We start from the raw sequence: 14254 nt of genomic DNA, 5'->3' as shown, positions 1-14254 counted from the left end.
CAGGGAGCCGTGCCGGAGTGCGGGCATGCCGAGCCTAGGCGAGGCACCGAGTGGTGGGGCAAGAGCCCTTTTGGTTACTTTTGGGGCTCTTTTCCAAAAGTGACCCGCCGGAAGGGCGGAACCAATAGCCGCCGTTACCCAAATAATGGATATACACCCCAAACCCAACAACAACGCCCCCCCGTATCTGCGTCAATCTGCGTCTCTTTTACCCAAGGTGCGAAATTGAGCCCACCCCGCGCCCGGCGAATACTCCAAACCTGACCCCCGGCCCAGACGCCGCGCATTCGCTGGAGCATCAAGTGAAACTCACAGGTGGCCAAATTATCGCCAAGGCACTTAAAGCCAACAGCGTCGACTACGTAGCCGGCCTCCCAGGCGACGGCGCCCGCGCCCTGGTGGAAGCACTGCTGACACCAGGCACCGACATCCCGTTCATCCACGTCATCCAGGCCCACAGCGCCGTGCACCTCGCCGACGGTTACTTCCGGGCCTGCGGGCGCCCCATGGCCGTCGTACTCACGGGCCCCCTGGGCATCCCTTCAGCCTTTGAGGCCCTGGCCACCGCGCACCAGGACGCCTCCGCGCTGCTGGTCATCAGCAACACCCAGGCCGAAACGATACCGGCCAACGTCATGAAAGATCACACGACGGTCGCCACGCTCCACCAGCTCCCCCAAGCCCTGCGCCAAGCCTTCGATACCATGCTGAGCCCCCACCCCGGCCCGGTCAGCCTGGCCATCGACGACACCCTGCAAAGCGCCTCCACCCACGCCAGCCTGCCCCCCGCCACCCTGCGTGCAGAACCCCAACCCACCCCGCGAAATATCACCCTGCTGCGCGAAGGCCGCGCCTCACGCTCGGTGCTGGAAAGCGATGCCATCCTCGTCCTCGGCGCCGGACCCACCCAGGCCATGGCCCGCGAAATGTTTCCCATGCATTACCCCGGCAAGCACCTCGGCACCGGCAATTCCACCACCCTCGGCTGGGCCGTGCCGGCAGCGATCGGCGCCAAGCTCGCCATGCCCGCCCGTCAGGTGGTCTGTGCCGTGGGCAACCGGGACTTTCTGCAGTCGATGCAAGAGATGGCCGTGTGCGTGATGCACAGCATTCCAGTGGTGTTCCTGGTCTTCAACAGCAGCGGTGACGAAGTTGTGAACGACGTACAAACGTCACCCATCGAGCAACACCGGGCCGGTGAATTCAATTTGCCCGATGGCAAGCCCTACGCCCCGGACTTCGCCGGTATCGCCCGCAACTTCGGCCTCGAAGCCTGGCGCGTCGAGCACGCTTCACACCTCAACGCGACCCTGGTCAAAGCCCTGAACAGCAAAGGCCCGTCGCTGGTTGAAGTGATGACCGCACGCCAGCCCCGGCAAGCCCCTCAGTCCTGACCACCCCAGACAATGGTGGCGTTGTCGCCGGTCATGTACTCACGCACATCCAGCGGGATCGACTGATCACTGGGCAGCAGCACCGTTGCGTTGCGCAAGTGATGCTTGCGGATCTTACCCTTGTCCACCAGCCCCAGCGCCATGCGCGTGGAGAACGGCTGGCGGAACGAGGAGGACGCCACCCCCGTCACCAGCCCATAGAGAAACCGGATCGGCCGACGATGCTGCGGCGTGAGGATCGAGAACGTCATTTCGTTACGTTGCTTGCCTTCGAAATCCACCATGAACAGGCGATCGCCCAGCAACAGGCAGAACCCGTGGTAGGTAAATGAATAGCCGATCTTGCCGCTGCCATCGCGCAGCGGAAAGCGCTCCACGGTGACGTACTGCACCATCGAGTCGGCACGGTACAGGCAGGTGACCGAACGCAGGATCCGGCCCTTGTAGATCGATGAATTGTGGTAGCGGTAATAGACCCCCAGATAGTCTTCGAGCACGTCCGCCGATTGCTTGGCCAGGGGCAGGAAATGATTGAACTGCTCCGAAGCCCGCAAGCCGGTCGGCAGTTCGTTTTCATAGCCTTCATAGAACTTCTTGAACTCGGCGGGCGGGCGGAAAAGGTCTTCCGCTTCCATCATGAAATAACGCCCGATCTTTTGAAGGATCTTCTGCGACGGAACGTGCTGGCCCACCAGGTACTTGTTGAACTGTTGGCGATTGACATCAACTTTGCGGCACATGTCGGCCACCGACCGGCAGGACTCCACCAGGGTGCTCAAGTTCTTTTGCACATTGGCCTGCAAGTCACTGCGCGCCTGCTGTCGCTCGGGGTGTGAGGTGGCGGCGGCTAACGACAGAGGAGAGGAGTCCGGGCGGCTGGGCATTATTATCTCGATGTACTTGGCTGGGTTAAGGCGCCAGTTATTAAAGTTATAACGCAGTTATCGAATAACCTTTTGCATCACCTTAATAACCGTTTAAGCATTTAAATCTTCCGGTCATTACCGAAGCATCTTTCATGCCGTTTATTGAAGTTGAAACATGAAGGTTCAGCATAACTGAATGCGTCAGATGGTAAGCGCTTTTGCTGAGTGTTCGGCGTATCGGGCAGGCGAAGCGTTGTGGGGCTGGTGGTCAATCCGTGGCATGAGCGGGGCCGCCCAGTAACACATCGAACGGCAGCGGGTAACACCCTGTGCTGCTTGCGAGTGCTTCAGTCCGCGTCAGGTATCAACCAGGGTGCGAAATGGTGGAAACCACCATCGCCCTTGATACTTCCCCCAGTGCTTTGTGTTGATGAGCGTACCCACCGAGTTGAGCGTCCTGCTCACCCTAACGCTGTTGAGGAAAAGCAATGTCAAGCGAACTGCATAGCGCCGCGTATTCGGTCCTGCTTCCCGCCTTCGGGGATTTGCACCTGGACGACAATGTGCGTCGTTACCTGAGCCGTGGTGGTGTGTCCCTGCTGCTCGGGGAAACCCGGGATGAATACGTGGGCCGAGGCATGAGCCCGGCGCGCAAGGCTGCCGAGTCCAAGGCTGACTTTATCAAGATCGTACGGGAGGCCAGGGCCCTGGCCGGCTCTGCGGTGCTGATCGCGGTGGACCAGGAGCTCGGCGGGATCGAACGCCTGCACCAACTGGTTCCGGCGGTCGCCAGCCGGGCGCAGCTCCAGGGCCTCAGTGCCCAGGACATCGAGCAACGTTGTTTCGAGATGGCCAGCGTGGCCCGTGAGCTGGGCGTGAACCTGTTCCTCGCCCCCATCGTGGACGTGGTCACCGGCGCCAATCCCTGGCTGCATAACCGGCATTTGGGCGCCGACCCGCTGGAAGTCAGTCGGGTGTCCTGTGCGTTTATCCGAGGGGTGCAGCGTGCGGGTGTGATTGCCACCGCCAAGCACTTCCCCGGGCACTACGTCACGGAGCACGACCCGGCCATTGCTGAAGCCACGGTGCCAGGTCCGCTGGAATTGCTGCAGGACAATCTTGACGTGTTCAAGCAGGTAATTGCCACCGGCGTAAAAGCCGTCATGCCCGGCCCGGCGGTGTTCCCCGCGATTGATGCCGATCATTCGGCTTCCACCTCGCCGAACGTCATCGGGTTGCTGCGGGACACCCTCGGCTTTGGAGGGCTGATCATTTCCGACGACCTGGACGCCGTGTCGATCCTGCGGGGCAACACCGTGCCTGATACCGCCGTCGCATCGCTGGTAGCCGGTGCGCACCTGTTGCTGGTGTCCAGCGAGTCAGGCCTGGACAGCATCGCTGAGGCGATTGTCGCGGCCGTTCATGAAGGCACGCTGGATCGCCAAGTGCTGCTGGATGCAGCCGCCAAGGTTCGTCAACTGGCCGTCGCCACCCAGGGGACTAACCATGAGCGCGAATGACAGCAAGGCCTACGGCGTGCTGTTTCCGGTGTTGCTGGACGTGCAGATGACGGACGACGTGCGCCGGTTTCTCGGCAATGGCGGGCGCAGCCTGTTGTTTGGCGAAACGGGCGAGGAATACGTCAGCGGAAAAATGAGCGCCAGCCGCCTGCAAACCGAAACCCTGGACGCCTGGCAACGCTTTACCGGCACGGCCACCGCCCTCGGCGGGCCGCTGCTGCTGGCGGCCGATGCGGACATCTCCGCCGTGCACCGCTTGCAAGGGATAACCCCGGCGCTGCCGGAACCTGACGTGGCCCGGGCGATGGACTGTGCCGCGTTGGAACAGGCCTGCTTCAAGGTCGCCACTGCCGTGCGTGAGACCGGGGTCAACCTGTTGCTGTCGCCGACCGCGGACGTGGTTGGCGGCCCCAACGTGTGGCTGGCGGGGCGCACCCTGTCGGACGACGTACAGCAGACGGCGGCGATGGTCGGTGCCTATGTGCGTGGCGTGCGGCGGGCCGGGATGGCCAGCACGCTGAAACACTTCCCCGGGCACCCGGTGCTGTTGCAGCAGCCGTCGACTGAAACGGCGGTGGTGACTGAATCCATGAAGCAACTGCGCGCCTACTGGCCCGGGTTCCAGGCCGGGATCGACGCCGGTGCGGACGCAGTGATGATGGGCCCGGCGATCTTCGCCGCGTGCACCCCGCCCACAGCGGCCTCGGTGTCGCCGGAACTGATCGGCGTGTTGCGCCAGGAGTTGGGTTTCAAAGGACTGGTGATGACCATCGACCTCGATCACCGCTCAACCATTGGCCAGATGTCCCTCGGCGAGGTCGCCGTGGCCGCGTTGAATGCCGGGGCCGACCTGCTGCTGATTTCCGCCAGGGCCATGCCGCAGGTGCCGCAAATCGTCCGGGCAATTGTCGCTGCCGTCGCCCAGGGCACCTTGCCCCAGGCGCGGCTGGATGCTGCGGCGCAGGCCGTCGGTGCGTTGGCCGAACGCTACTCAACCTAGGAGCGCCCTATGGCAACCCAAAATAATATTCTCGCCCTGCATTCCACCGTGGCTAAACATTCGACCCTGGCGATGGATATCGACATCGCCCAGGCGCTGGGTTTTGACGCGCTGGAGATTAACAGCGGCAAGTTGGAGGCCTATCTGCAGGCCGGCTATTGCGAAGCGGAGCTTCAAGACCTGCTCAGGCACGTGCCGGTCACCGGCATCGGCTACCTGCGGGATATCGAACGCCAGGGCGCCGAGCGTGATGACCTGTTCAAGGAAGCCCGGCGGCTGTTTGAGCTGGCGAACCTGGTCGGTGCCAACGGTGTGCAAGTGCTCACCGGCCCGATCAATGTGCAGGCGGTGATCGATTACCAAGTGGCGGGCCAGAGCGTGCATTACTCGGGCTTGCTGGGGCGGGATCAGGCTGAGCAGTATGCGCTGACGGCCAGCAACCTGGCGGCACTGGCCGACCTGGCGAGCGAATACGGCCTGTTGCTTTATCTCGAAGCGCTGTCCTGGACGCCACTCAACACGCTGGACCACCAACTGCAACTGATCGAGCGCACCGGGCGCAGCAACGTGAAGATGGTGATCGATTACTGGCACTGCTTTACCAGCGGCGTGACGCCTGCGGACGTCGCCAGGCTCGACAAGGACGTGATCTACGGCGTGCATGTCTGCGACTCACTGGCATTCGAAGGCGGCATCCCGAATGAAGAAGTGCTGCGGGATGTGCCCACCGGCAGTGGCGTGCTCGACTTGGCGCAGTGGACTGCCGCAGTCAAGGCCACCGGTTACACCGGGTGGTGGAGCTGTGAGTTGTTCTGCAAAAAACAGCAGCAGCAAAACAGCTACGTCGTCGCCCAACAATTAAAGACGCTGCTGACCGGCCTGATCGGTTGATAACCCGCGTTTCAACATGTGCTGAATACTAAAAAGACCTGAGGTTGTCATGGTGGATTTCATCGTAATCGGGGGCGGCTCAACGGGCTGCACGGTCGCATCGCGCCTGAGTGAGGATGAGGGCGCGTCGGTGGTGCTGTTCGAGGAAGGGCCGCGGGATCGCAGCCCTTACATCCATATTCCCGGTGCCTACTACAAGACCGCCCAGGGCCCGTTGCTCAAGCGCTATGCCTGGGAGCCCACCGAGGACCAGCAGCGCAGCGACACACCGACCATGGTCCAGGCCAGCGTGCTCGGCGGCGGCAGCTCGGTGAATGCGATGATTTACATCCGTGGCGTACCGGCCGACTACGACGGTTGGGCCGAGCAGGGCGCTGCCGGCTGGTCGTACAAGGACGTGTTGCCGTACTTCAAAAAGGCTGAGGACAACGAGCGTTTCTGCAATGAGGTGCACGGTGTCGGCGGGCCGCTGGGGGTGTCGGACCCGATCAATATTCACCCCCTGACCAAAGTCTGGCTGCGGGCCTGTCAGCAGTACGGATTGCCCTATAACGAAGACTTCAACTCGGGCCAGCCCGAGGGCTGCGGGCTGTACCAGATCACCGCCAAAAATGGTTTTCGCAGCAGTGCCGCCGTGGCCTACCTGGCACCGGCCAAATCGCGCAAGAACCTGACGGTGAAAACCGGTTGCCGGGTGCTGCGGATCTTGATGCAGGGCAACAAGGCCGTCGGCGTCGAATACCTGGAAAAGGGCGTGCGCCACGTGATGCATGCCGACAAGGAAATCGTGCTGTCTTCCGGTGCCATCAACTCACCCCGGTTATTGATGTTGTCGGGCATCGGGCCCGCCGCGCAGCTGGAAAAGCACGGGATTAAAGTCGTCCAGGATTTGCCCGGCGTGGGCCAGAACCTGCAGGACCATATTGAAATCTCACTGGTGTATGAGCTGACCGGTCCTCACAGCTATGACAAGTACAAAAAGCCCTGGTGGAAACTCATGGCGGGGTTGCAGTACGCGCTGTTCAGGCAGGGCCCGGCGGCGTCCAACCTGATTGAAGGCGGGGCGTTCTGGTGGGGCGACAAGGCAGCAACGCACCCGGATATCCAGTATTTCATGGTGGTGGGCGCGGGCATCGAGGAGGGCGTGGATTCGGTGCCGGGCGGCAATGGCTGCACCCTCAACCTGGGGCAAATTCGGCCAAGGTCCAGGGGCTATGTGGAGCTGTATTCGTCCGACCCGATGTCGCCGCCGCGCATCGTGCCGAACTACTTTTCCGATCCGTACGACATTGAAAGCCTGGTGGACGGTTGCCTGGTGGGTGAGCAGATCATGGCCCAGGCGGCCTTCAAGCCCTATGTGGCGCGGCGGCATGTGCCGGACGCCAGCGTGCGTTCACGGGAGGCGATGAAGCAGTTCTGTCACCAGGAAGCCCACGCTGCATTGCACCCCTCGGGTACCTGCCGCATGGGCGTGGATGAGCGGGCGGTGGTGGGGCCGGACCTCAAGGTCCATGGTATCGAGGGGCTGCGGGTGGCCGACGCGTCGATCATGCCGACCCTGATTTCAGGCAACCCCAACTCGGTATGCATCATGATTGGTGAAAAAGTCGCCGACATGATCCGGACCGCCCGATAGGGTGGCCCGAGCGGTCACGCCTGCCTCTTTTTGGTTCAGGCGTAGGCGCCGATCAACCAGAGCGCGAAACAACTGCCGAGGGCAAACAGCCCAAGGGCGATGCAGATTTTTGCCTGCAGTTCCAGGGGCATCATCCTTGGGGCGTGATCGTTGTCCATGGAATCAACGGACGGTACGCGGCCGTTGATCAACTGAGCGGTTGCAAAGAACAAACTGTGCATGGCATGGGCCTCGTGGGTCGTTTCTGCTCAAGTCGAGGTCGGTATCGGCCTCTTGTTTGAGAAGAGCAAGCTCCATGCCATTGCCCAGCCTCAGCGACGCCCGGTCCGCGTACTCACATCCACCCACACCGCCAGCACCAGAATGCTGCCCTTGACGATCATCTGCCAGTAGCTGTCCACGTCGAGCATCGACATGCCGTTGTCCAGGCTGCTGATCACCAGCGCGCCGAGCAGGGCGCCGTACACGGTGCCCGAACCGCCGCGCATCGACGTACCGCCGATGAAGCAGGCGGCGATGGCGTCCAGTTCCCCCATGTTGCCCGCCGACGGTGAGCCGGCGGCCAGGCGTGCAGTGTTGACCAGCCCGGCGAGGGCGCACATCACGCCCATGATCCCGAAGATCCACAGCTTGACCGCCTGCACGTTGATCCCGGACAGGCGCGTGGCTTCCATGTTGCTGCCCACCGAATAGATGCGGCGGCCGAACACGGTCTGGCTGGTGACGTAGCTGAACACCCCCAGCAGCACCAGCAGGAGCAGCACCGGCACGGGAATGCCGTCATAGCTGTTGAGGGTGTAGACGAAGCCGGCCAGCACGAAACCGATCAACACCACGCGCACGCTGTCCCGCAGCATTGACGGCAGCGCCAGGCCGTGCAGGGCGCGGTTGTGGCGTTGGCGCCAGGTCAGGAAGACCGCCAGCCCGAACAGCAACACGCCGAGGATCACCCCGACCACCGTTGGCAGATAGCCTTGGCCGATGTACACCAACTCGGGCGATACCGGGGCAATCGTGGTGCCGCCCGTGATGCCCAGCAGCACCCCGCGAAACGCCAGCATGCCACCCAGGCCGACGATGAACGAGGGGATGCGCAGGTACGCGGTCATGTAGCCGTTGCCCAGGCCAATCAACAAACCGCAGACGGCGACGATGGCCAGGTTGAGCGGCAGCGGGACGTGATAGACCACATCCAGAATCGCCGCGACGCCGCCGAGCAAACCGAGCATCGAGCCCACCGACAGGTCGATCTCGCCGCTGATGATCACCAGCACCATGCCGCAGGCCAGGATGCCGGTGATGGACATCTGCCGCAGCAGGTTCGACAGGTTGCGTGGGGTCAGGAAACCGCCTTCGGTCTGCCAGCTGAAAAACACCCAGATCAGCACCACGGCGATCAACAGGGCGAGCATTTTGTAGCGGGTGAAGAGCTGTTTGACCTGGTTCATTTACGCGGATTTCCGATCATTATTATTGTCATGCCCGTTCGGTTGGCTGAGGGCGGCGGCGAGCACCTGTTCCTGGGTCAGGCCCCGGTTGATGAAGTCGCCGCGCAACTGGCCTTCGCCGATCACCAGCACCCGATCGGATACCCCCAGCACTTCGGCCAGCTCCGAGGACACCATGATGATCGACACGCCTTCGGCCGCCAGGGCACCCATCAACTTGTAGATCTCATATTTGGCGCCCACGTCCACGCCACGGGTGGGTTCGTCGAGAATCAACACCCGGGGTTGGGTCAGGAGCATTTTCGCCAACACGGCTTTCTGCTGGTTGCCGCCGGAGAGGCTGGTGATCGGCAGGAACGGGTTGGCCGCTTTCAGGTGCATGCGCTTGATTTGCTGCTCGACGCTGCCCAGTTCCGCCTCGGCGTCGATGCGGGTCAGGTGCGAGAAACGGTCGAGCACCGCCAGGGTGATGTTTTGCCCCACGCCCAGGTCCGGGATGATGCCCTGGCGCTTGCGGTCTTCCGGGACCATGCATAACCCGGCGCGAATTGACTTCAGCGGCGTGCGCGTATCGATGGGTTTGCCGTCCAGCCACACCTCGCCTTCGTAGCCCCCGGGGTAACTGCCAAACAGCGCCGACACCAGCTCCGTGCGGCCCGCGCCTACCAGCCCGGCGATACCGAGGATTTCGCCCCGGCGCAGGCTGAACGAGACATCGTCCACCCGTTTGCGACCCGGGTTGTCGACGTCGTAGCAGGTGATGTGCCGCGCCTCGAACAGCACCTCGCCCACCGCGTGGGGTTCGGTGGGGTAGAGGTTGCTCATCTCACGGCCCACCATCTGGGTGATGATGCGCGACACGTCCATGTCGGCCATGGGGGTGGTCGCGATGTGTTTGCCGTCGCGGATTACCGCGATGGTGTCGCAGATGGCCGAGACTTCATCGAGCTTGTGGGAGATGTATACGCAGGCGACGCCCTTGGCCTTGAGGGCGCGGATGATATCCAGCAGCACATCGATTTCCGAACGGGTCAGCGCCGAGGAGGGTTCATCGAGGATCAGCAGGCGCGCCTGTTTGTTCAGTGCCTTGGCGATCTCCACCAGTTGCTGATAGCCGCCGCCGTATTGGGAGACGGGCAGGGCGACGTTCATGTCCGGCACCTTCAGCTCGCGCATCAGGGCTTCGGCGCGGTGCATCATGGCGGGGTAGTTCATGCGCCCGCCGGGCAGTGTCAGCTCGTGGCCCATGAAGATGTTTTCGGCCACCGAGAGGTCGGGCACCAGGGTCAGTTCCTGGTGGATGATCACGATGCCGCAGGCTTCGGTTTCGGCGATGGAGTGGGCACGCAACGGCTGGCCGTCCCAGAGAATTTCACCCTCCCAGGTGCCATGGGGGTACACCGCCGATAGCACCTTCATCAGGGTCGATTTGCCGGCGCCGTTCTCGCCGCACAACCCCACGCATTCCCCGGGTTTTACCTTGATGTCGATGCCGTTCAGGGCTTTGACGCCATCGAAGGTTTTGACGATGTTGTTCATTTCCAGCAGGTAGTCGGACATGGCGGGTACTCATTCCACAGCGAAAGGCGGGGTGGCGTGCAGGCGCCGCTTCAGGCAGCACCTGCCGTGAGCCGTACGCTTACTGCCCGGCGATTTGCGCTTTGGTGTAGAACCCGTCTTCTTCCAGCACGTTGACGTTGTCTTTGGTCAACGCGGTCGGCTTGAGCAGGATGCTCGAGACCTGTTTGCTGCCGTTGTCGTACTGCGAGTTGTAGGCCGGTTTCTCGTCACGCACCAACTGCACCGAAAGCTTGGCCGCCTCGGAGGCCAATAGCTTCAGGGGTTTGTAGACGGTCATGGTCTGGGTGCCGGCGATCACGCGCTTGATTGCGGCGAGGTCGGCGTCCTGGCCGGAAACCGGCACCTTGCCGGCGAGTTTTTGCGCTGCCAGGGCCTGGATCGCGCCGCCGGCGGTGGCGTCGTTGGAGGCGACGATGGCGTCGATCTTATTGTTGTTGGCGGTCAGGGCGTTTTCGACAATGCTCAGGGCTTCGGTGGGGTTCCATTCCTTGACCCACTGCTGGCCGACAATCTTGATGTCGCCCTTGTCGATCGAAGGCTGCAGCACCTTCATCTGGCCCTGGCGCAGGATCTTCGCGTTGTTGTCGGTCGGCGCGCCGCCCAGCAGGAAGTAATTGCCTTTGGGCTGTGCGTTCAATACGCCCTGGGCCTGCATCTCGCCTACCTTTTCGTTATCGAAGGAGATATAGGCGTCGATATCGGCGTTCAAAATCAGCCGGTCATAGGACAGCACTTTCACCCCGGCTTTCTTCGCTTCGGCCACCACATTGTTCAACACCGTGGCATTGAACGGCACGATGACAATCACATCGACGCCCCGGGAGATCAGGTTTTCAATCTGCGAGATCTGTCGCTGTTCGTTGGCATCCGCCGATTGCACATAGACCTTGGCGCCCAATTGCTCGGCGGCGGCGGTGAAGTAATCACGGTCGCGGGCCCAGCGTTCGAGGCGCAGGTCGTCGATGGAAAAGCCGATTTTCGGATGGGCAGGATCGGCCATGACCGAATGGGAGAGCAGTGCCAGAACGCTGGTGAATAAGACAGTTTTCAGGTGTTTCATGATGGTGAGTCCCTTTTATTGTTGTTTAGACGCACTTCCGGACCTGGAGCGTGTTGCACACGAAACGCTAGAGCGTAGCGTTCATGGGTAGATAAAGCGATTGACCACGCCTTCGAGCATCTCCTGGCGGCCACTCACGGCTTTTGGGTTCAGTTCATGGCTGAAGGCATGTTCGGCCAGGGATTCCAGGCTGAAGTCGCCGCCGAGCACGGCACGCCCGAACGACTGATCCCAACCGGCGTAGCGCTGGGCCTTGAACTGTTCGAGGGCGTCGTTCTGCACCATGGCGGCGGCACGCTCCAGGGACAGCGCCAGCACGTCCATCGCGGCCACGTGACCATGGAACAGGTCCACTTCGTCAAGGCTCTGGCGGCGCACCTTGGAGTCGAAGTTGTAGCCGCCGCCCTTGAAACCGCCGGCCTTGAGCACCTCGTAGGTCACCAGGGTCAGCTCCTCGACGCTGTTGGGGAACTGGTCGGTGTCCCAGCCGTTCTGTGGGTCGCCACGGTTGGCGTCGATGCTGCCGAAAATCCCCAGGGACGCAGCCGTGGCGATTTCATGGTGAAAGCTGTGGCCGGCGAGGGTGGCATGGTTGGCCTCGATATTGACCTTGATCTCCTTCTCCAGGCCGAACTGGTGCAGGAAGCCAAACACGGTGGCGGTGTCGTAGTCGTATTGGTGCTTGGTCGGCTCCTGCGGCTTGGGCTCGATAAACAGCTCGCCGGTGAAGCCGATCTTGTATTTATGCTCGACCACCATGCGTATGAACCGCCCGAGTTGCTCGCGCTCGCGCTTGAGGTCGGTGTTGAGCAGGGTCTCGTAGCCTTCGCGGCCGCCCCACAGCACATAGCTCGACCCCTTGAGGCGGTGGGTGGCGTTCATCGCGCTGAACACCTGGGCCGCTGCATAGGCAAACACCTCAGGGTTGGGATTGCTCGCGGCGCCGGCGGCAAAGCGCGGGTTGCTGAAGCAGTTGGCCGTGCCCCACAGCAGCTGGATACCGGTCTGTTCCTGATGGCGTTCGAGCTCGTCGACCATCTGTGCGAAGTGGTTACGGTACTCGTTGAGGCTTGAGCCTTCAGGGGCCACGTCGGTGTCGTGGAAGCTGTAGTAGTCGATGCCCAGCTTGGAGAAAAACTCGAACGCCGCTTCCGCTTTGCCACGTGCCACCTGCAGCGCTTCACCCGGTTGCTGCCAGGGCCGCTGGAAGGTACCGGCGCCGAACATGTCACTGCCGGGCCAGACAAAGTTATGCCAGTAACACGCGGCCATCCGCAGGTGCTCACGCATCGGTTTACCGAGGATCAGTTTGTTCGCATCGTAGTGCCGGAAGGCCAGGGGAGAGGTGCTATTGGGGCCTTCGTAGAGGATTTTATCGACAGCGGGAAAGTAGGGCATCGCCAGATCCTTGTTGTTATGAGTGCACGTTAACCTTGCCTCGATACTAGCAACGGCCCCCGGCCAACCGATTATGAAAATCACCAGACCGGGGTTCGATTTTGAGTGGCTTTGGGCGCATAGTTGGCCGATACCTCGCCAGGAGCCGCCCTTGTGAAAACTGTCCCGCCGGTGCACCGGATTGCCCTGCTGTTCAACGGCAACAAGATCTACGATCGCGGCATCATCACCGGGATCGGCAACTACCTGAGCAGCACGCGGGTGTCGTGGGATCTGTTTCTGGAGGAGGACTTCGTCTGCCGGCTCAAGGGCATTGAGCGCTGGCATGGCGACGGGATCATTGCCGACTTCGACGACCCGGCGATGGGGCCGGCGTTGGCGGGGGTGCATTTGCCGGTGGTGGCGGTGGGTGGGTCTTATGAAGACGAGCGGGCTTACCCCCGGCATATTCCGTACGTGGCCACCGATAACTTCGCCTTGATCAAGCTGGCGTATGAACACCTGATCGAAGCCGGGCTGACGCGCTTCGCCTGTTTCAGCCTGCCCGAAGCCGATATCAATCGCTGGGCCCAGGAGCGCGAAAAAGCCTTCCGCCGCCTGCTGGAGCGCGATGGCCTGCCCGTTGAGGTGTATCGCGGGTTGGGCACCAGCGCGCCGCTGTGGGACTCGGCGGTGGAGCAGCAGATTGCCTGGTTGCACAGCCTGCCCAAGCCCATTGGCATCATCGCGGTCAGCGACGCCCGTGCCCGGCAGTTGCTGCAAGCCTGCCTCACCGCCGGCATTCCGGTGCCGGAACAGGTGGCGCTGATTGGCATCGACAACGACCCGCTGACCCGCACCCTGACCCGCGTGCCATTGAGTTCGGTGATCCAGGGCACTGAAAAAATGGGCCGTACGGCGGCGCGCCTGCTGCATCAGATGTTGCACGGCATGCCTTCGGCGGGCAGTCAGATTCTGGTGCCGCCGGAAGCGGTCAATGTGCAGACCTCGAGCCTGCACCAACCCCTGGGCCATCCCTATGTGATGCAGGCGCTGCACTTTATTCGGCAATACGCTTGCCAGGGTATCAAGACGGCCCAGGTTGCCAACTATGTCGGGGTGTCGCGGTCGTCCCTGGAAGCGCATTTTCGCAGTGAGCTGAACCGCAGTGTTCACGACGAAATCTTGCGCTTTAAACTCGCTGCGGCGGTGGCGGGGTTGGAAAATGCCGGGGCGGGGATTGCGGATATTGCCTATGACTGCGGGTTCAAGTCGGCGCAGTACCTGCACACGGTGTTCAGGCGTGAGTTTGGGTGTACGCCCAGGGAGTATCAGGTGGGGCGGGTGGAGCGTGAGGTGTGATGATTGTTTGGAGTGTGGTCAGGTTTTAGAAGATCGGCGCAGTAGGGGGTTGGATTGAGTACATATCCGTTGCTGCGGTAACGGCGGCTTAGGGTTCCGCTCTTACAGCGGGTCACTTT

12 protein-coding genes are annotated in these 14254 nt (G+C 61.9%); 6 read left to right on the top strand and 6 right to left on the bottom strand.

Translation table 11 applies throughout. From position 1 onward, the window contains the following. Positions 1–302 precede the first annotated feature (302 nt). The gene (locus HX855_RS31855; protein WP_177091365.1) at positions 303–1394 is read left to right on the top strand and encodes a thiamine pyrophosphate-dependent enzyme; all 1092 of its coding nucleotides are present in this window, start codon (positions 303–305) and stop codon (positions 1392–1394) included. Here HX855_RS31855 and HX855_RS31850 read toward each other — a convergent pair. Further along, entirely contained in the window at positions 1385–2251 is an 867-nt protein-coding gene (locus HX855_RS31850; RefSeq protein ID WP_032899479.1) for a helix-turn-helix transcriptional regulator, read from the bottom strand. The genes HX855_RS31855 and HX855_RS31850 overlap by 10 nt on opposite strands. A 497-nt stretch (positions 2252–2748) precedes the next feature. Here HX855_RS31850 and HX855_RS31845 point away from each other — a divergent pair, with 497 nt between their 5' ends. Genes HX855_RS31845 through HX855_RS31830 form a run of 4 tightly spaced genes read left to right on the top strand, consistent with a single transcriptional unit; the run spans position 2749 to position 7307 of the window. Continuing rightward, on the top strand, positions 2749–3780 hold the full coding sequence (locus HX855_RS31845) for a glycoside hydrolase family 3 N-terminal domain-containing protein (RefSeq protein WP_177091363.1): 1032 nt from the start codon (positions 2749–2751) through the stop codon (positions 3778–3780). Further along, positions 3767–4780 carry a glycoside hydrolase family 3 N-terminal domain-containing protein gene (locus tag HX855_RS31840; RefSeq protein ID WP_177091361.1) on the top strand — a complete coding sequence of 338 codons (1014 nt, stop codon included), beginning with the start codon at positions 3767–3769 and terminating at the stop codon, positions 4778–4780. Before HX855_RS31845 ends, HX855_RS31840 begins: the two co-directional genes overlap by 14 nt. A 9-nt stretch (positions 4781–4789) precedes the next feature. Continuing rightward, entirely contained in the window at positions 4790–5671 is an 882-nt protein-coding gene (locus HX855_RS31835; protein WP_177091359.1) for a sugar phosphate isomerase/epimerase, read from the top strand. A 49-nt stretch (positions 5672–5720) separates the two neighbouring features. Further along, a complete protein-coding gene (locus HX855_RS31830; RefSeq protein ID WP_177091357.1) occupies positions 5721–7307 on the top strand; it encodes a GMC family oxidoreductase in 1587 nt (528 codons plus the stop codon). A 35-nt stretch (positions 7308–7342) separates the two neighbouring features. Here the strand turns inward: HX855_RS31830 and HX855_RS31825 are convergent, their stop codons facing one another. The 5 genes from HX855_RS31825 to xylA all read right to left on the bottom strand — a co-directional run bounded on the left by HX855_RS31825 (position 7343) and on the right by xylA (position 12794). Then, entirely contained in the window at positions 7343–7528 is a 186-nt protein-coding gene (locus HX855_RS31825; RefSeq protein ID WP_177091355.1) for a hypothetical protein, read from the bottom strand. A gap of 90 nt (positions 7529–7618) precedes the next feature. Further along, positions 7619–8755: a sugar ABC transporter permease gene (locus tag HX855_RS31820; RefSeq protein WP_177091353.1), complete on the bottom strand. Its 1137-nt coding sequence runs from the start codon at positions 8753–8755 to the stop codon at positions 7619–7621. After that, positions 8756–10315 (bottom strand): D-xylose ABC transporter ATP-binding protein, encoded by a 1560-nt coding sequence (xylG, locus tag HX855_RS31815; RefSeq protein ID WP_177091351.1) that lies wholly within the window; start codon positions 10313–10315, stop codon positions 8756–8758. A gap of 79 nt (positions 10316–10394) precedes the next feature. Next, complete coding sequence (gene xylF / locus HX855_RS31810; protein ID WP_177091349.1) at positions 10395–11396, bottom strand: D-xylose ABC transporter substrate-binding protein; 1002 nt, start codon at positions 11394–11396, stop codon at positions 10395–10397. Positions 11397–11477: 81 nt separating this feature from the next. Then, positions 11478–12794, bottom strand: a complete 1317-nt coding sequence (gene xylA, locus HX855_RS31805) for a xylose isomerase (protein WP_177091347.1) — start codon at positions 12792–12794, stop codon at positions 11478–11480. A gap of 153 nt (positions 12795–12947) precedes the next feature. Between xylA and HX855_RS31800 the strand changes: the two genes are divergently transcribed. Beyond that, positions 12948–14135, top strand: coding sequence for a DNA-binding transcriptional regulator (locus HX855_RS31800; protein ID WP_177091345.1), 1188 nt, complete (start codon positions 12948–12950; stop codon positions 14133–14135). Positions 14136–14254 lie beyond the last annotated feature (119 nt).

Origin of the sequence: Pseudomonas sp. IPO3778, from assembly GCF_013386825.1 — a bacterium.
In the GTDB taxonomy this organism is placed as follows: Bacteria; Pseudomonadota; Gammaproteobacteria; order Pseudomonadales; family Pseudomonadaceae; genus Aquipseudomonas.
The sequence above is the reverse complement of the archived record's forward strand: the minus strand, read 5'-3'. Positions and strand labels throughout refer to the sequence as shown.

Coding starts and splice junctions, on each gene's coding strand:
- xylG (WP_177091351.1), bottom strand. CDS start 10,315: ATGTCCGACTACCTGCTGGAAATGAACAACATCGTCAAAACCTTCGAT.
- HX855_RS31820 (WP_177091353.1), bottom strand. CDS start 8,755: ATGAACCAGGTCAAACAGCTCTTCACCCGCTACAAAATGCTCGCCCTG.
- HX855_RS31840 (WP_177091361.1), top strand. CDS start 3,767: ATGAGCGCGAATGACAGCAAGGCCTACGGCGTGCTGTTTCCGGTGTTG.
- HX855_RS31830 (WP_177091357.1), top strand. CDS start 5,721: ATGGTGGATTTCATCGTAATCGGGGGCGGCTCAACGGGCTGCACGGTC.
- HX855_RS31825 (WP_177091355.1), bottom strand. CDS start 7,528: ATGCACAGTTTGTTCTTTGCAACCGCTCAGTTGATCAACGGCCGCGTA.
- xylA (WP_177091347.1), bottom strand. CDS start 12,794: ATGCCCTACTTTCCCGCTGTCGATAAAATCCTCTACGAAGGCCCCAAT.
- HX855_RS31845 (WP_177091363.1), top strand. CDS start 2,749: ATGTCAAGCGAACTGCATAGCGCCGCGTATTCGGTCCTGCTTCCCGCC.
- xylF (WP_177091349.1), bottom strand. CDS start 11,396: ATGAAACACCTGAAAACTGTCTTATTCACCAGCGTTCTGGCACTGCTC.
- HX855_RS31835 (WP_177091359.1), top strand. CDS start 4,790: ATGGCAACCCAAAATAATATTCTCGCCCTGCATTCCACCGTGGCTAAA.